The sequence below is a fragment of the Rhizobium sp. NPDC090275 genome, assembly GCF_044772225.1.
Lineage (GTDB): Bacteria > Pseudomonadota > Alphaproteobacteria > Rhizobiales > Rhizobiaceae > Rhizobium.
The window spans coordinates 73,681-88,754 of sequence record NZ_JBIVYL010000011.1 but is presented as its reverse complement, the minus strand read 5'-3'; the positions used below and the strand labels follow the sequence as shown (position 1 = coordinate 88,754).

The following is a 15,074-nucleotide window of genomic DNA, read 5'->3' as shown; positions in this document are numbered from 1 at the left end:
ATCAAACCTTAGAGCGGTTCCGTGTTTTTCTGAATCGAATGCGATTCCCAAATCGGTTTTGTTCTGATTCATTGATGCTGGCTGGATGGAGGCCAGCATCCGATGACCGCACCGATATCGAATGATCTTCGCGAGCGTGTTGTTGCCGCCGTACTGAGTGGCGAAAGCGTTCGTTCAGTGGCGACACGGTTTGAAGTTGCCGCCTCTTCCGTCGTGAAATGGTCGCAGCGCCACCGTGCGACGGGATCGGTTCATCCCGCCAAGATGGGCAGCTACCGCAAGCGGATACTCGAACCACATCGCGATATCATTGTGCAACGGCTCGCCGAGAACCCGCACCTGACGTTGCACGGCCTGAAGGCGGAGTTGTCCGAGCGGGGTATTTCCGTCTCGCAAAATACGATCTGGCAATTCCTTCGCAGCGAAGGGCTACGCTTCAAAAAAAACGCTGTTCGCCCTTGAGCAGGCGCGTGCCGACGTCGCTCGCAGAAGACAGCGGTGGAAGGCCCTGCAAAATCATCTCGATCCCGAACGGCTGGTCTTCATTGACGAGACCTGGATCAAGACCAACATGTCGCCGATCAGGGGCTGGGGTCCAAAAGGCAAGCGACTGCGGGCATTTGCACCGCATGGCCACTGGCGCACGCTGACATTCCTGGGCGCCTTGAGAAACGATCGGCTGACAGCACCCTGTGTCTTCGACGACCGATGAACGGCCAGTGCTTCCGCGCCTATGTCGAACAGCAGCTGGTGCCGGTGCTCAAGCCAGGCGACATCGTCGTCATGGACAATCTCGGCAGCCACAAGTCGATAGCCATCCGTCAGTTGATCAAAGCCGCCGGTGCGCGGCTCTGGTTCCTGCCGCCCTATTCGCCGGACCTCAATCCGATCGAACAGGCCTTCTCCAAGATCAAACATTGGATGAGAAATGCACAAAAGCGCACCATCGACGACACATGGCGCCATATCGGCAGGCTGGTCGAAACCATCCAGCTCGCCGAATGCCAGAACTATCTCGAAAATGCCGGATATGGTTCCGTCAAAAGATGAAACGCTCTAGTAGTGTGCTCCAAGATCTATGAAATAGGTCTAGATGGAAAGACGACTGGCAACGATGCTTGAATCGAGTTCTTCGTAGCTCGCAAGATCGATAAGGTCATACAGGGCAGCACGTGTCTGCATGCGATCTTGCATACCGGCTGTCGATCCAGTGTGCGCAACTTCATCATAAACAGACTGCTGTGCCTTGGAGGCCATGACCCTTGCAGATCGCCTTGTCGTGCTGAATGGTGGACAGATCGAGCAGGTCGGCACGCCGATCGAGCTTTACGAGCGGCCGGCCACGACTTTCGTGGCAGCCTTCATTGGTTCGCCGGCCATGAACCTTGTCAGCGCCGACGCGTTGGGCACCGACGCTCCCGGCCTGTCACTTCCCATCGGAGTGGCAACCATCGGAATTCGCCCTGAGGACTTGAAAATCGGTCACACGCGGGAAGGTTCAACCTTCAGTCTTGCTGTCGACATCGATGCCATCGAACTTGTCGGTGCAGAAAGCTATATTCATGCCACGACGGCTGGTGGCGTGGAGATTGTCTTTCGAGTGGCAGGCAGATCAACAATGTCTATAGGTAGCCGGGTGATGCTTCAGGCCGAACCGGACGCCATCCACTGTTTCGACAGTGCAGGTCGGCGTGTCGCGACGCCTGCGGGCATATTTGGGGCCACCCGCTTGATCGATCCGCAAATTGGTTGAGCGCGCGCAGCGACCTGCGATTGTGGAGGAGATATCATCCATCGTGTCCTGACAATGAGGAAACGGCTGGGATGCCCCTCCAGGGGAAGGTGACAGCAAGGCTCTCATAGAGAAACGACGTCCAACACGTCGCCTTCAAGGCACCCATCTTGCTATCGGAAAAGTCTTCACTATCTGGAGTCCAGATTTTGGAGCCCGGCATGGACGAACACCTATCTAGTAGCCATTAGGACGAAGACATGATCGACATTTTGCCGCCTCAACCGAGGATCCTCGCGGGGTTGCAGACGTCCGTATGCGACTGCTGCGGGCGGCCTGCGGTGCTGGATGAGGATTGTTGCGGCATCTGCGAAGAGTGTCTTTCGCCTGACGGATCCCGAGACAGAAATCTCGGATTTCCAGCGAGCTCTCGCGCGACTTCCGACCGGGTTCTTCAAGGGCGAGTTTAACGGCGGGAGCTGGGGCATAACTATACGCCGATCCGACAATGAGCGTCGCATCTGGCTGTTCGCAGAAGAACTTGCAGGAAACGACGTCGTCTCCTTCAATCTCTATCAAACCAGCCAGATGCTTCCTTTGTTGAAGCCGTGCGAGATGTCTTCATCGAAAGTTATCGACTTCGTCCTTGGTGTCCAGCCGAACGCCGAAAAAGCGAAGTTCGGTAGCAGACGCCGTCGAGCCTGCGAGCAGCAGCCTTGCTCCACAGGCGGGCCAGAGAAACTCACGACCAATTAGCCGGATTGTTCAGACCTTGGAAGCGTTGAGCCGTCCTGCTCGGACGGCTTCTGCAAGTCGCCGTCTCATTTCTAAGAAGAAATCTTTGGGAACGTTTCCGTAATCACAGCGGGAGGGATCATTTGGCAATGGCTTTATAAGGTCTGAAGGCCACGCAAACCTGTTGACCTCGTTCAGTCGAACGTAATTGATGTCCTCATCCAAACCCAGTGCTTTGCAGACCTCTTCGGGCACCTGCAACGAGTGGCCTTCTTCTCCAATATCTGGATACGAATGCGTAATTGGAACAACCGTGACCATACCTGTCTGACTTGAGGCCAGGACGATGGCACACGGGCGTTCTTTCTTGAAATGGTCTTTGTACCAAGTGTAATCGAACCGGATTACGAGACCTGGAGTAGGGTCTGGCAGCTTCACTTAGAGATCACGCCATACTCTGCGTTCTCAATCTCAGTGAGGAGCTCGTCATCGATCTCGCTTGCATGAAGCACCTGCACCTCACGTCGCTTGAGACGATTGAAATGTTCAAGCTCGTCTACGCTGATGTAGGCACCCACGACCCGGTTATGCGACGTGACTTCAATCACCCCGGCCTTATGTACCGCTTCGCGAACTTGTCCAAACCGACGAGAGAAATCCGATGCGGGGATTTGAAGCGCTGCACCCATGAACCATCTCCTTCATTGAACTGTAAATTACGTATTTTGCGTATTTTGTCAATGAGGAACATTATACGGTGGTTCCCAAGCTGCCCAGTTTAATGGGGCAGGCGCTATCGAACTACAATAAGTTTGTGGCACCTGCCTCATAATGCCTTGATTTTACGCAGCTTGGTCCCACCGACACTCAAAGGCCTTGCTGACGCACTGGTGATTACTGACGCCCATGTCACGAGGCACGGAGACGTCAACATAACGCACCTAAAACGGGTAGGGAAAAGCCATCAAGGTGCGAATGGTGCGGCACTTGATGGACTTTTATTGAAACCGGCGCACAGTCGACATTATCGACGGCTGTGCAAATGCGCAACGGCGAGAGCCTAGTTGGACAGTCGCCCCAGCAAGGAAACGTCCAACGGAAGCAGTGAGAAGTATTTGCGACACGTGAAAGCTCTCCACTCGTTGAACGACGGTTATCTCAAGCGCCTTTAGGTTCGCTGAGCAGCAGATGACGGATCTTTGAAATCGCATCTTCCCGGTCGGCACCATAGGGGATCAATCCCTTCAGGCGGCCGTCTGCACCAATCAGTAGCAATGAAACCGTGTGGCTCATGTGATAGTCACCGTCCTCGCTGGCCTCCTTTGCGGCATGGATAAACCAGCCATCGACCACCTTCTTCATCTCTTCTGGGCTTCCGGTAATTCCACGAATGCGCGAACTGAAGGCGGTGACGTAGTTATGCATCACCTCCTGCGTGTCGCGCTCCGGATCGATGGAGAAGAACAAGGCGTTCAGGGACTTTCCCTGATCTCCAAGAGCATTCATCCAATCGACCACCTCATACTTCGTTGTCGGGCAAACCTCCGGGCAATTCGTGTATCCGAAATAAACCAGCGCGAGGCGGCCGTGGAAGATCGATTGGTCGACAGCGTTTCCGCGATCGTCGATGAGGGAGAAGCTGGCATCGAAGCGACCAGTTCGCGGTTCGTCGGCATGAACCCATGTCATCACGCCGATCAGGGCGAGGAAGAGCGCGCCGCCGGCTGACAACGCGGTGATTGCAAGCGTTCGCGCTTTCATTGTGCATGCCCCTCATGTCCACTATGGCTTTTGTCGCTGCTCGTCTCCTCTCCCATCATCACGGTGCCTTCGAAACTGGCAAAGAGTGAAACGACGTTGGGATCGAGCTTTGCCTCGGCTGCGCGTAGCGACGACGACAGGGCCGACGCGTCGCCAGTCGACAGGCCAATCTTCTCCAGTGACGCAGCATCCTTGATCCCATCGCCACTGCAAAGATGCAGTCACCAGCCGTGCGCGGTTTTCATAAGAAGAGCCCGACCACCCTGCCATCTTGCTGCCATCCGGCAATCGCCAAATCACCCTGGACAACGACCGGTTCAACAACGAGCGGCTTTTCCGGTCGATCAAACATGATCTTCAGGGTCGCGCGAATCGATTGAGAAGGGTCATCCGGGGCCGCTTTCGCGTCCATGTCCATGCCCGGCATCTCCATCGACGTGTGGTCGCTTCCGTCGCGTCCAACGTAGAGCGGCCCAGCGATCGGACCGACATCGAATATGACGTCGACACTACCGGCTCGTTCGAACGTCAATGTGGCCTTGATCTCTTCTCCTTGCTTGAAGGGTTGCTGGACATCCATGAACGTCAGATGGCTCCCGCCGGGTTGCAGATCAACTGTCTGCCCGACAGGCACGTCGATGCCGCCTTTCATCTCCCGCATGACCATGATGCCGTTGCTGGTGCTCATTTCGTGCATCTGGACTGATCGGGCTCGATCGGCGCTTGCTGAGACCAGTTTGTCGGCCTGCGTTCCATTATTCCTGATGGTGAGGTAGCCACCACCAACCTTGGCGCCTGGCACCATGGCACGAACGGCAGGCCTTTCGATGCTGATGGAGCCGATACTGGCCTCGTGTGCCAGGGTCGAAGTGCTCAGAAAAAGTCCTGCGAGTAAAACTGCGTATTTTGCCATTGTGTCGCTTCGCGCCGCGCCGCTCCTGGCACTCCTCGTCTTCGTACCCGTCGTGATCCTCACCGATATGGCAGCACCCGAGTCACACACGCTGCTCTTCATCCTCTCCGTGCTGGCGATCATCCCGCTCGCGGCCTTGCTCAGCCGCGCGACCGAAGCCGTCTCCGCCCGCACCGGTGACGCCGTCGGCGGCCTGTTGAATGCCACGCTCGGCAACCTCACCGAACTCGTCATTTCGCTCGCCGCCCTGCAGGCCGGGCAATATCTGCTGGTCAAGGCCTCGATCGCCGGCGCCATCGTCACCAACACGCTCTTCATGCTCGGTGGCTCCTTCCTGCTCGGCGGCCTCAAGCATCACCTGCAGGAGTTCAATCGCGTCAGCGCCCGCTTCCAGGCGTCGCTGCTCTTTCTGGCAACCGTCGCCCTGTTCGTGCCCTCGCTTGTCAGCCGCGCCGACCAGGGGCCGGAGATGGTGCAGACGCTCAGCCTCGGCCTCGCCGTGATCCTGATCGCCGTCTATGCCATGGGCATGCTGTTTTCGCTGAAGACCCACCGCGAGCTCTTTGCCAGCGTCGGCGAGGCCGAGGAGCACCATGGCGGCTGGGGGCTTTCGACCAGCATCATCATCCTCGTCGTGGTGACGATCTTCGTGGCGCTGATCAGCGAAGTCTTCGTCGGCTCTGTCCAGGCGGCGGCCGAGAAGATGGGCATGACGCCCGCCTTTGTCGGCTTCATCGTCGTGGCCATCGCCCTTGGCAGCGCCTCGCAGATTGCGCTCTTCGTCGCCCCCGTCAATCTACACGCTCGTCACGCCTGCAGGAAAACAAGTCGGCGGCTCTACGAAAGACGATAACGCAGAGACGAAAGGCGACCCGAAAGTCACGAGGATTTCAATGAGCTCAAATAAAGGGTGAATGACATGTCACAGGTAATGGAAGACGCCAAGGGCCAGTTTGCAAAGTCCGTTGCGGACCGAAAGTCGACGGGTGTGCACAGCGCTAAGCCAACGGTTGTCACCGGTTCGGAGGATGCGACCGAGCATAGAACGCCGCCCGGAAAGAAGCCGGTGAAAGACTGGGACCTAAATTACGATCCTACGGAAGAAAACGAAGGCGAGGTCCGTTAGGGCTCTCAAGCCTGCCCATCAAATTGGTCTGAGTGAGCGAAGACGTGGGCCTTATCGAGCGAGCCTTGCGTCCCGTCATTCAATGCGAAATGGGGCCGCTTCACATAAACTCTTGCCCATGCCCTGAATCTTCAGGAGTACAACCTATGTGCGCATCGCCTCGGACAATGAGAGGCATCGAAGGATGTCGCCAAGCTAGCTGTTTCTACAGCGGGGGCGGGAAAGCCGGATCGTGATTTCCAATGGTAAGATGCGTCGGTGACGAAGGGTGCGGGGTGATCATCGAACTTGTACGCACCGGTGCGAAACCCCGGTTAAGACAATGCTGTGCGCTGGTCCATATCATGTGAGAGCCGCATTCATGCTCGATTGACACGGCTCTTCACAGTTCCGGCCGGGCAGTGGAAGTGAAGGGCGGCCTCGTCATAAGACCTTCCGAGAATGAAGACGAACTCAAATGCCGATTTGTACGGCTCGGGCAAGGCGCCGCAAGCCCGCTCAAGTTCGTGGCCGACGACGTGCCACTCCTGAGGCGGTCCGTGGCAAGCCTGTCGAACAACCTCGTCGTCAATCCCCGTCACTTCGCGCTTCAGGCGCTGGTAGCGCGAGCAAAACGCATTTCGCATGATTGTAAAGAGCCATGACTTCAGGTTTGTTCCCCTCTCAAAACGGTCGGCGTTCGAAAGTGCGCGCACCAACGTTTCTTGAACGAGATCTTCTACATCTGCTTGCTGACGTTGGAAGGAACGAGCGAAAGCCGTTAGTGCTGGGACACATTCGACGATTTGCTCCTCAATCGACCCGCGATTTGATTGTTCATAGGCCATGTCATCTCCTCTGCCCAAGGGAGGAAGAAATGTCGCGGAGCTTTGTTCCGAAGACAGGGGAAACCGTACGGTTCCGACCAATGACGCTGACTGCTATCTGGCCATGAATCTCACGTATTTTGACCGAACAAGCCTTTGGCGATTTCCTGCAACTCCGCAAGATTGTTTGACAAAACGTAGCCGCCGTAGACCGTGTCCACAGGGATACCTAAGTCCGCTACCGCAAAGACAAAGGGAATGCGACGCTCACTAAGGAACTCGACCATCGGATAAACCAGATCGCCGTCAATGCGAATGTCGATGATGGCGCCATCCGGAGAGGATCGCTTGGCCATTTCGATCCCGGATACGACTGACGGAGCTGGACCAAGTATAACGGCACCCACGCGCGTCAGCACTGTGCTCACGTCGCTGGAAACAAAAAAACCGTTCTCCACGATTAGGATGCGTTATCCTTGAAGAAGCGGGACGGATCTCGTGATCATTGGTCGCGATCGCTTTGCTTTAAAGGTGTACTGCCAACTGGCTAGGCATTGCTGAACCTAGCGATCGCAGGTCGTGTTTAAAGCCGTTCCCCTACTGACTTTGATCCAGGGCGTGTGGCGAGGGCTGGCCTTTACTCTCATCTGCCTGCTGTGAAGAGTGGCGTGTTCCGACAGCGATCGCGGCAATCGCCAGCATTACAACTGCCAATATCAAATATCTCATCTGCTGCTCCTTGCCAGAGAATGCGAGGTTGACTGCCCGGATCGACCGAGAGCCTTAAGTGGAAGCTCTCGCCTAACCTGAAGGATTGCCAAAAGTTTCCGGAAATCCTCAACGTTGAGAAAAGCTGTGAGACGACCCAAGGAATATAGCTGAATGGAGCGATCTCCGCTCGGCGCCGGGTCAAGGGATTGATGACCCCAGTCAGAGGTAGACGTACGTTAATTCGTCTGCGAGACAGTGCAGACAATACCGGCCTGTTCCAGACTGAATGCTCCATTGAAGCAGTGGATGATAGCGTTGTTTCAGGGTCCCCCCGCGACGGCTTCGTCCAACGACTTCGACGGCAGTGCGTTGTGGTCCCGAACCTTCGACAATCTCGGTTTCCCGGGGTGTTTGGTAACAAACAACCGAGCCACAGGAACTCAGGCAAGGGCTGTTTGTTCGGTGGTCAGGCGTCCCTTGCTACCCGGATGTCTGCCCGATTTTCCTTCAATCGGGTGAAACCCTCGCGAAATTCGCGAGGGTTTCGTCGTGGAAACCGGCTGATTGCAGGGATCTAACCTGGTCCGCGGTCTGCGAAATATCGGAGCAGCCTTCCGGGAACTCGGCGGCGATGTCCAAGTTGGACTGGGGTCGGAATGACCCGACTGATCCACATAACCACCCTCGTCCGTCTAACTTCTCACAGGAGATTTCCAGGAACATTGCATCAGGTCTCCAAAAACAGTCGCTCCGCGCTCGTAACCAAACTCGCCGTGCTTACCCCCGCCGCGCTTTCTCTTCCCGTCTTGATGCCCAGCAGAAGGAACAGACATGATCGAAGATCCTACCAAGAAATATCCGAAACCGCCGTTCGAACGGCAAACGCAGCCATTTCCAGGGCTAGCTGGAAAAATGAACCCCAGGCCAGATCACGGCGAGACCTCCTATAAGGGTGGAGGCCGACTGAAAGGCCGTAAAGCGCTTATCACAGGTGGCGATTCCGGGATGGGGCGCGCGGCTGCGATCGCATACGCCCGCGAAGGCGCGGATGTTGCGATCAATTATCTGCCCGACGAAGAGCCAGATGCGAGAGAGGTGATTGCGTTGATCGAGAAAGAAGGGCGAAAGGGTGTCGCCTTACCTGGTGATCTACGCGACGAGGAATTCTGCGAAAAGCTGATCGAAGATGCGGTAAGGCATCTCGGTGGCCTGGACATCCTTGTCAACAATGCCGGACGCCAACAGCAGGCTCAGTCGCTTTCAGACATCACCACGCAAGCTTTCGATGCGACGATGAAGACGAACATCTACGCGATGTTCTGGCTGACGAAGGCTGCTCTGAAACATCTCAAGCCTGGGTCGGCCATTATTCAGACTACCTCCGAGCAGGCCTACGATCCGTCGGAGAACTTGGTCGATTATGCGATAACCAAAGCGGCGGCGATGAACTTCACGAAGTCGATGGCCAAGCAACTTGCTCCCAAGGGCATACGTGTCAACGGTGTAGCGCCTGGTCCGATCTGGACGCCACTCCAGGTGAGCGGTGGCGCGACCATGGAAAAACTTGAGCAGTTTGGCGGTAACTCGCCAATGGGTCGCCCCGGCCAGCCGGCCGAGCTCGCTTCCATCTATGTTCAGCTCGCAGACCCTCTCGCAAGCTATGCGACTGGTCAGGTCTATGGTTCGGCCGGCGGCGGCGGGCAGCCCTGAGATGTACGAGAAAATCAAAACAAAGGAGACAGATGATGAAGGCATTAACTTGGCATGGTCGTGGTGACATTCGATGCGAGGAAGTCGATGACCCAATAATCCAGGAAGACCGCGACGCCATCATCCGGGTTACGAGCTGCGCCATCTGCGGCTCCGACCTGCATCTCTACGGCGGCTTCGTGCCCGGAATGCATGCTGGCGACGTGATGGGGCATGAGACCATGGGCGAGGTCGTCGAGGTCGGCCGCGGCAACTCGAAGCTCAAAGTCGGAGACCGGGTGGTGGTGCCGTTCACCATTTCCTGCGGCGAATGCAGGCAGTGCAGATGGGGTCAGTATTCGCTCTGTGAACGATCCAACCCGAACGGTGCGAAAGAAGCCGAACAGATCGGGTATCCAACAGCTGGCCTGTTTGGCTATTCGGAACTCTACGGGCGCTTCCCTGGCGGGCAGGCGCAGTACTTGCGCGTCCCTTACGCAGACGTTGGCCCCATCAAAGTACCCAACGGCCTCAGCGATGAACAAGTGCTTTTCCTTTCCGACATATTTCCGACAGGGTACATGGCCGCGGAAAACTGCGACATCAAGCAGGGGCAGACGATTGCCGTGTTTGGCTGCGGACCCGTCGGTCTCTTTGCAATCAAATCCGCCTTCCTTCTCGGTGCAGAGCGTGTGGTCGCGATCGACACCATACCTGAGCGACTTGCGCTGGCACGGCAATCGGGCGCTGAAACGCTCGACTACACCGACGACGATTTGCAGAAACGGATCCTCGAAATGACCGGAGGGCAGGGGCCAGATGCCGTCATTGAGGCGGTCGGCATGGAGAGCCACGGAGCCGGTGGAGTGATGGAGATGATGCAGACTAAGCTCACCAGCACGGAGCGGCCTTATGCCCTCCGGCAGGCGATCCTAGCGTGCCGCCCGGGCGGCGTCGTTTCGCTGCCTGGCGTGTTTGTCGGATCAGCGGTCCCGGCACCGTTGGGTGCTTTCGTCGGCAAAGCCTTGACGCTGAAGACGGGTCAGACGCATGTCCAGAGGTATTTACAGCCGCTGATGGACCTGATCGTCGAGGGTAAGATAGACCCTTCGTTCCTGATCACACATCGAATTGGACTGGAGGAAGGGCCGGAAGCTTACGAGACCTTCCGCGACAAGAAGGATGGTTGCGTGAAGGTGGTCATTCGGCCAAACGGATAACAACCTCGGGGCTCTCCGACTTAGCGTAGGGCCCCGACGATTTCGGTGAAAATTACTCCAAATAGTTTGCCAGGGGCGTTCATCTCGAAGCTGATCGAGGGAAGCTCGATCCTCTCAATGTCGTCGTTGGCAATCTTGTCGTCGCCCCCAACAGTGATGAAAAACGCCTTACAAATCTCCCAATGCGGGGAACGTGGCTCTTTCACCTAGGCTCCGCACAAAGTCTGACAGCGGCGCGGGTTGACCGACAACCTCCTCGTCGGACCAGGATTGCCCCCCATCGCTGCTGATTTTCATACGAATGGCATATGGGCGGTTGCGCGAGCCGTAGACGATTGCCAATCGCCCGTCCGGCAGCAGTGATAGGCTTCCTGGATTACCGCCGATACCTGTATTTTCGACCGGACGGCTTATCAGGCGCCATGACTTCCCTAGATCTTCCGACTTGAATGCTTCGAGCCATCCGCTCTCGTCAGTTCCCCGACCTCTCCTGATGACCGTGAGGATGGAGCCGTCCTCCGGGAAAACGCTCGATGGCATTATGCTATAGCTGTCGTCATCGAAAGGAAGCCAGCATTTCGGGTGGAAAGACTGTCCGCCGTCCAGGCTCTCGACGCACAGCGTTCTTCCCTCCTGACCGTCGGGCTTCGCACAGGTCATCATGAACAATGCATGATGCGCGGAAATGGCAACGATGTCGGTTCTGGTTGCAACGCCATCCATATCAAGTCCGCGAAAGCCAAAGGGACCTTCCCAACTCGTGCCCCGGTTCCGGCTGAGATAGAACCAGCTCCTCGCATCCGCCTCCAGCCCGGTTCGAGCCGCCAGAAGAATGCACTCCCGATCGAGGAAGTCGATTGGCGAGGCGATACCATCGAAGTGTCGGTCGTAAAGCCTTGGTCCGGACCGAAGAGCCGCTTTTACGTGCTCATCCGCGGAGAGACTGGCACCCCCCGGAACTTGACCTTGAAATTCCTCCACCATCCAGGTTTGTCCGCCATCCTTGCTGCGTGCTTGCCGGGGCGGAAAATCGTGGTCTCTGTCACGTGCGTGAAGTTTTCCCTGGTCCCCAAGGCGTCCATCAGCGAAAACGACGAGTAGACGAGGTCCGCCTGCGCTTTATTGCCGTGAAGTTCCATGTGCACGATCTGGACGGACACTCTTTCGGCTCACGAGCTGAGGTCCTCAAGGCAATCCACACGCTTTTGGGCCGTGCCAGCGACAGCTCGAGAACCGCTTGAGGTAGAAGAATGGGAAACTGCCGACGCTGCTTTACTTCGGCGGGAGCCGAGACAGGGAATTGGCTCACGAGTATCGAAACATGCTGATCGACGACTTTCAGAATTCCGGCCCCCAATCCTATCGCTCATTGGTATTGGGAGAAGGGCGAGACATGCGCGTTCTCTATGTTGGTCGATCGAGATGACCGGAACTGCGAGGAACCTATGATGAGTGCCCGAGCCGAAAGGATCATCGTCCTCATTATGTTTTTGGGCGTTATAGTTTCGGGCTTCTGGGCGTTCTCTCAATTTTCAGAGCGCTAGCCATTTCAGACCCCGAAAGCTGCTTTAAAAATGACAAACTCAAACAGCGTCGACCCACTCGCTGCCGACAGCACTCCCATATCCCCTAAAAGAGTTTACCGGCGGGCAATTATCGACAAATTGGTATGCGAGCTCACGAGCGTTCTGGAAATAGCGTCTTCGCATCACGCCGCCGGAAGCTCACTGCCCCTTGCTGAACTTGTTAGCGAGACAGAGAGCCTCACTTCGACCTTTGCGGCTGTTGACGATGATAACTTCGCCTCCGCTGTAGAGCAGGCGGCGCGTTTTCTTACATCATTGGAGCGCTTGCGACGCGAATCGACGCTCCCCATCGTTATGCGACCGAGGTGAACACTCGCCGCCCTGGATCAGCATCCTATGGGTTCACTTCCGCCAGCCGGGGTTATCCTCCCATCGAAAACCGCCCCTATGATGACGAGGGGAGTGAGCATGATGTCTCTGAGAGATACGCTCATGATCATGCGGCATTGCCTTAAATTAGAGTTTCCAGACACCTCCGCTTGAGCGCAGCGAGAGCAGGATCGCCGCGGTCCCTGGGTCGGGGCAACCCGACTTCCACGACATCGCGGATGCGCCCGGGGTTGGGCTCCATCACAAGAACGCGCTCCGCGAGATACAGAGCTTCTTCGACGTCGTGTGTAACGATGACGATGGAAACCTTGTTTCTTTCCCAGATCGAGAGGAGTTCATCCTGAAGCCGCATCCTTAGGATCGAGTCTAGCGCTCCAAACGGCTCGTCCATGAGAAGGACCTCTGGTTCCTGCGCCAATGCACGGGCAATCGCTGCACGCTGCGCCATGCCGCCAGATAATTGGCGCGGATACGCTTTGGCGTAATCAGTCAAACCAACAAGCCGAAGATAGTGTCTCGTCCTATCCCGTCGGTCCGCAGTGGAAAGGCTGGTGTTGTCGAAAGCCAAAGCCACATTTCCTTCAACAGTCAGCCATGGGTAAAGACGATGGTCTTGAAACACCATGCCAACCTTGGACAAGGAAGGCGTGTTCTGACCGCCCCACGATATACTGCCGCGGTAATCGCTATCGAGGCCCACAACGAGACGTAGAAGCGTGGACTTGCCGCACCCGGATGCGCCGACGATAGCGACGATCTCGTTGTGTTCGACCTGCAAATTTATGTCTTTCAGAACCGGTCGTACTGCACCCTCCAGGGTGTAGCTTTTACTCACGTGCTCAAGTGCGAGGGCGTTCATCGGGCTTCCTGACTGCAAGGTGAAATTCTCGTGGTGACAAACCGGACGGCCGCAGAGAGCGCGACACCCCCACCGGCGAGCGCAAATACGCCAACGATGACGATGTCCATCCTGAACTGATCGCGAGCGCTCGCGATGTAGCTGCCGAGGCCACGGCCATTCCCGATCGCATATTCAGCACCGATGGTTCCGATCCATGCCGAAAGGACTGCAATCTGGAGCCCGACATATATGCTCGGAAGAGCAGCGGGAAGATAAAGCTTGCGAACGCGGGTCCAAGGTCGCAGGCCCAGCGTCTGTGCCGCTTCGATGAGGGGTAGGTGAGCCTGCCTGACACCGTGCTCAGTGGCCAGAAACAAAGGGAAGAACGTCGACAGAGCGGTGAAGACCAACTTTGTGCTTTCGCCATTTCCAAACCATGCCGTGAGCAGCGGTATCCACGCGAACAGGGCGACCTGTCTGACTGTGTGGACAGTCGGCGCCAGTCCTAGGGCCGCGATCCTGTACATTCCGGCAATATAACCCAAAACCAGACCGAGCAGGCCACCAAGGATTCCTCCCGAAAGTACACGGGCGACGCTCGCGAGCAGGGCCATCCAGAGTTCTCGACCGGAAGGATCGACGAAGGGGGTGACGAACACTTCGAGGGGAGTGACCGCCATGGGGCCAGAGAGAAATCCGGTCGCCGAAGCTGCGAACCAGATCAGCGCCGCGGCCAGTGGCAGCACTGCGCCACGAAGAAATCCGTTGATCCGTGCAGAACGGTCAGACATGAGCACCACTCCCTCGACGAACGAGCACTTCGGCGCGCTTCAGAAGGAGATCCAACGCGAAGCCAACCACCCCAACGACGATCATGCCGACAATGACGATATCGAGCTGAAACAGAGTTCTTCCCCAGACCATCATGTAGCCGAGCCCGTCAGTTCCAGCGAGCATCTCCACGACGATCAGCGAGACGAAAGCCTGGCTAAGCGAAAGCCGGACACCGCTCGCGATGAAGGGCGCCATCGCCGGGATAGTCAGCTTGAAGAACCGGGTGGTCTGCCGGAGGCGCAGCACTTCTGCGACTTCCGTTAGGCCTTTGGGCACATTTCTGGCGCCCGCAGCCGTGCTGATTGCCATCGGAACGAAACAGGCCTTTGCAAGAATGACGATCTTTAGGCTCTCCTCAATGCCGAGAAGAAGGATCAATATCGGCAGCCAACCCAGCGAGGGCACCGCAGCCAACGCTCTCAAGGTCGGCCCGAGATAGGCGTCGGCTGTTTTTGACTTTCCGATTAGCAGACCGAAAAGGAACCCCAGGGATGCCCCAATCAGGAAGCCTTCGGCGATTCGGCGGAAGCTGACTGCGGCTGCCGCGAGGATGTCGCCGCTGGCGACGAGATCGAGGAAGGTCTGAAAAACCCAGTCCGGCTGAGGCAAGACTTGCGCTGATACCCAGCCCTGCGTCGAGGCTGCCCACCAGAGTGTGAGCAGCCCTGCTGGCAGTATGACAACGAGTAAGGTGCTGACGAAGAACGATTTGAGCCTTGCGGGGCGCAATTCCGGTACGCTGCCAGCGACGCGAATATCTTCTTCTGCACCGATCGTCGCCATTGACGTT

The 15,074-nt window shown here is 56.8% G+C and carries 17 protein-coding genes and 1 pseudogene; 8 read left to right on the top strand and 10 right to left on the bottom strand.

Annotated elements, in window-relative coordinates; all coding sequences use genetic code 11:
* The first annotated feature begins 102 nt into the window (after window positions 1-102).
* The 4 genes and pseudogenes from ACIQUB_RS24685 to ACIQUB_RS24670 all read left to right on the top strand — a co-directional run bounded on the left by ACIQUB_RS24685 (window position 103) and on the right by ACIQUB_RS24670 (window position 2,488).
* The gene (locus ACIQUB_RS24685) at window positions 103-462 is read left to right on the top strand and encodes an IS630 transposase-related protein (protein ID WP_402933143.1); all 360 of its coding nucleotides are present in this window, start codon (window positions 103-105) and stop codon (window positions 460-462) included.
* Between the two features lie 109 nt (window positions 463-571).
* Window positions 572-1,050 (top strand): annotated as a pseudogene (locus tag ACIQUB_RS24680) (IS630 family transposase).
* A gap of 205 nt (window positions 1,051-1,255) precedes the next feature.
* Window positions 1,256-1,753, top strand: coding sequence for a TOBE domain-containing protein (locus ACIQUB_RS24675; protein ID WP_402933140.1), 498 nt, complete (start codon window positions 1,256-1,258; stop codon window positions 1,751-1,753).
* A gap of 327 nt (window positions 1,754-2,080) precedes the next feature.
* Window positions 2,081-2,488 (top strand): hypothetical protein, encoded by a 408-nt coding sequence (locus tag ACIQUB_RS24670; protein WP_402933137.1) that lies wholly within the window; start codon window positions 2,081-2,083, stop codon window positions 2,486-2,488.
* Between the two features lie 9 nt (window positions 2,489-2,497).
* On the opposite strand, the gene ACIQUB_RS24665 is transcribed toward ACIQUB_RS24670, so the two are convergent.
* The 4 genes from ACIQUB_RS24665 to ACIQUB_RS24650 form a co-directional block, all read right to left on the bottom strand.
* Window positions 2,498-2,905 (bottom strand): hypothetical protein, encoded by a 408-nt coding sequence (locus ACIQUB_RS24665; protein ID WP_402933134.1) that lies wholly within the window; start codon window positions 2,903-2,905, stop codon window positions 2,498-2,500.
* Entirely contained in the window at window positions 2,902-3,156 is a 255-nt protein-coding gene (locus tag ACIQUB_RS24660; RefSeq protein ID WP_112821908.1) for a type II toxin-antitoxin system prevent-host-death family antitoxin, read from the bottom strand. Before ACIQUB_RS24660 ends, ACIQUB_RS24665 begins: the two co-directional genes overlap by 4 nt.
* A gap of 469 nt (window positions 3,157-3,625) precedes the next feature.
* Window positions 3,626-4,228 (bottom strand): SCO family protein, encoded by a 603-nt coding sequence (locus ACIQUB_RS24655; protein WP_402933130.1) that lies wholly within the window; start codon window positions 4,226-4,228, stop codon window positions 3,626-3,628.
* Window positions 4,229-4,469: 241 nt separating this feature from the next.
* Window positions 4,470-5,141 (bottom strand): copper chaperone PCu(A)C, encoded by a 672-nt coding sequence (locus tag ACIQUB_RS24650; protein ID WP_402933127.1) that lies wholly within the window; start codon window positions 5,139-5,141, stop codon window positions 4,470-4,472.
* Here ACIQUB_RS24650 and ACIQUB_RS24645 point away from each other — a divergent pair.
* Together ACIQUB_RS24645 and ACIQUB_RS24640 are read left to right on the top strand one after the other, a co-directional pair.
* Complete coding sequence (locus ACIQUB_RS24645) at window positions 5,062-5,994, top strand: calcium:proton antiporter (protein ID WP_402933124.1); 933 nt, start codon at window positions 5,062-5,064, stop codon at window positions 5,992-5,994. The two genes, ACIQUB_RS24650 and ACIQUB_RS24645, sit on opposite strands and share 80 nt — an antisense overlap.
* Window positions 5,995-6,060: 66 nt before the next feature.
* The gene (locus tag ACIQUB_RS24640; protein ID WP_402933122.1) at window positions 6,061-6,267 is read left to right on the top strand and encodes a hypothetical protein; all 207 of its coding nucleotides are present in this window, start codon (window positions 6,061-6,063) and stop codon (window positions 6,265-6,267) included.
* Between the two features lie 359 nt (window positions 6,268-6,626).
* On the opposite strand, the gene ACIQUB_RS24635 is transcribed toward ACIQUB_RS24640, so the two are convergent.
* Together ACIQUB_RS24635 and ACIQUB_RS24630 are read right to left on the bottom strand one after the other, a co-directional pair.
* A complete protein-coding gene (locus tag ACIQUB_RS24635) occupies window positions 6,627-7,094 on the bottom strand; it encodes a sigma-70 family RNA polymerase sigma factor (protein ID WP_402933119.1) in 468 nt (155 codons plus the stop codon).
* A gap of 110 nt (window positions 7,095-7,204) precedes the next feature.
* Window positions 7,205-7,531 carry a hypothetical protein gene (locus tag ACIQUB_RS24630; protein WP_402933117.1) on the bottom strand — a complete coding sequence of 109 codons (327 nt, stop codon included), beginning with the start codon at window positions 7,529-7,531 and terminating at the stop codon, window positions 7,205-7,207.
* A gap of 1,084 nt (window positions 7,532-8,615) precedes the next feature.
* On the opposite strand from ACIQUB_RS24630, the gene ACIQUB_RS24625 reads away from it, so the two are divergent.
* Window positions 8,616-9,494, top strand: coding sequence for an SDR family oxidoreductase (locus tag ACIQUB_RS24625; protein ID WP_402933114.1), 879 nt, complete (start codon window positions 8,616-8,618; stop codon window positions 9,492-9,494).
* A 35-nt stretch (window positions 9,495-9,529) separates the two neighbouring features.
* On the top strand, window positions 9,530-10,693 hold the full coding sequence (locus ACIQUB_RS24620) for a zinc-dependent alcohol dehydrogenase (RefSeq protein ID WP_402933111.1): 1,164 nt from the start codon (window positions 9,530-9,532) through the stop codon (window positions 10,691-10,693).
* Between the two features lie 168 nt (window positions 10,694-10,861).
* Here the strand turns inward: ACIQUB_RS24620 and ACIQUB_RS24615 are convergent, their stop codons facing one another.
* The 4 genes from ACIQUB_RS24615 to ACIQUB_RS24600 form a co-directional block, all read right to left on the bottom strand.
* Window positions 10,862-11,677 (bottom strand): hypothetical protein, encoded by an 816-nt coding sequence (locus tag ACIQUB_RS24615; RefSeq protein WP_402933108.1) that lies wholly within the window; start codon window positions 11,675-11,677, stop codon window positions 10,862-10,864.
* Between the two features lie 1,053 nt (window positions 11,678-12,730).
* Complete coding sequence (locus ACIQUB_RS24610; RefSeq protein ID WP_402933105.1) at window positions 12,731-13,468, bottom strand: ABC transporter ATP-binding protein; 738 nt, start codon at window positions 13,466-13,468, stop codon at window positions 12,731-12,733.
* Entirely contained in the window at window positions 13,465-14,241 is a 777-nt protein-coding gene (locus tag ACIQUB_RS24605; protein ID WP_402933102.1) for an ABC transporter permease, read from the bottom strand. Before ACIQUB_RS24605 ends, ACIQUB_RS24610 begins: the two co-directional genes overlap by 4 nt.
* Window positions 14,234-15,067, bottom strand: coding sequence for an ABC transporter permease (locus ACIQUB_RS24600; protein WP_402933099.1), 834 nt, complete (start codon window positions 15,065-15,067; stop codon window positions 14,234-14,236). Before ACIQUB_RS24600 ends, ACIQUB_RS24605 begins: the two co-directional genes overlap by 8 nt.
* Between the last annotated feature and the right edge of the window lie 7 nt (window positions 15,068-15,074).

Excerpts from the sequence above, each read along its gene's own strand:
- ACIQUB_RS24655 (WP_402933130.1), bottom strand. The coding sequence starts at position 4,228 with ATGAAAGCGCGAACGCTTGCAATCACCGCGTTGTCAGCCGGCGGCGCG.
- ACIQUB_RS24675 (WP_402933140.1), top strand. The coding sequence starts at position 1,256 with ATGACCCTTGCAGATCGCCTTGTCGTGCTGAATGGTGGACAGATCGAG.
- ACIQUB_RS24620 (WP_402933111.1), top strand. The coding sequence starts at position 9,530 with ATGAAGGCATTAACTTGGCATGGTCGTGGTGACATTCGATGCGAGGAA.
- ACIQUB_RS24600 (WP_402933099.1), bottom strand. The coding sequence starts at position 15,067 with ATGGCGACGATCGGTGCAGAAGAAGATATTCGCGTCGCTGGCAGCGTA.
- ACIQUB_RS24625 (WP_402933114.1), top strand. The coding sequence starts at position 8,616 with ATGATCGAAGATCCTACCAAGAAATATCCGAAACCGCCGTTCGAACGG.
- ACIQUB_RS24635 (WP_402933119.1), bottom strand. The coding sequence starts at position 7,094 with ATGGCCTATGAACAATCAAATCGCGGGTCGATTGAGGAGCAAATCGTC.
- ACIQUB_RS24605 (WP_402933102.1), bottom strand. The coding sequence starts at position 14,241 with ATGTCTGACCGTTCTGCACGGATCAACGGATTTCTTCGTGGCGCAGTG.
- ACIQUB_RS24650 (WP_402933127.1), bottom strand. The coding sequence starts at position 5,141 with ATGGCAAAATACGCAGTTTTACTCGCAGGACTTTTTCTGAGCACTTCG.
- ACIQUB_RS24645 (WP_402933124.1), top strand. The coding sequence starts at position 5,062 with ATGGAGCCGATACTGGCCTCGTGTGCCAGGGTCGAAGTGCTCAGAAAA.
- ACIQUB_RS24670 (WP_402933137.1), top strand. The coding sequence starts at position 2,081 with ATGAGGATTGTTGCGGCATCTGCGAAGAGTGTCTTTCGCCTGACGGAT.
- ACIQUB_RS24660 (WP_112821908.1), bottom strand. The coding sequence starts at position 3,156 with ATGGGTGCAGCGCTTCAAATCCCCGCATCGGATTTCTCTCGTCGGTTT.
- ACIQUB_RS24685 (WP_402933143.1), top strand. The coding sequence starts at position 103 with ATGACCGCACCGATATCGAATGATCTTCGCGAGCGTGTTGTTGCCGCC.
- ACIQUB_RS24615 (WP_402933108.1), bottom strand. The coding sequence starts at position 11,677 with ATGGTGGAGGAATTTCAAGGTCAAGTTCCGGGGGGTGCCAGTCTCTCC.
- ACIQUB_RS24640 (WP_402933122.1), top strand. The coding sequence starts at position 6,061 with ATGTCACAGGTAATGGAAGACGCCAAGGGCCAGTTTGCAAAGTCCGTT.
- ACIQUB_RS24610 (WP_402933105.1), bottom strand. The coding sequence starts at position 13,468 with ATGAACGCCCTCGCACTTGAGCACGTGAGTAAAAGCTACACCCTGGAG.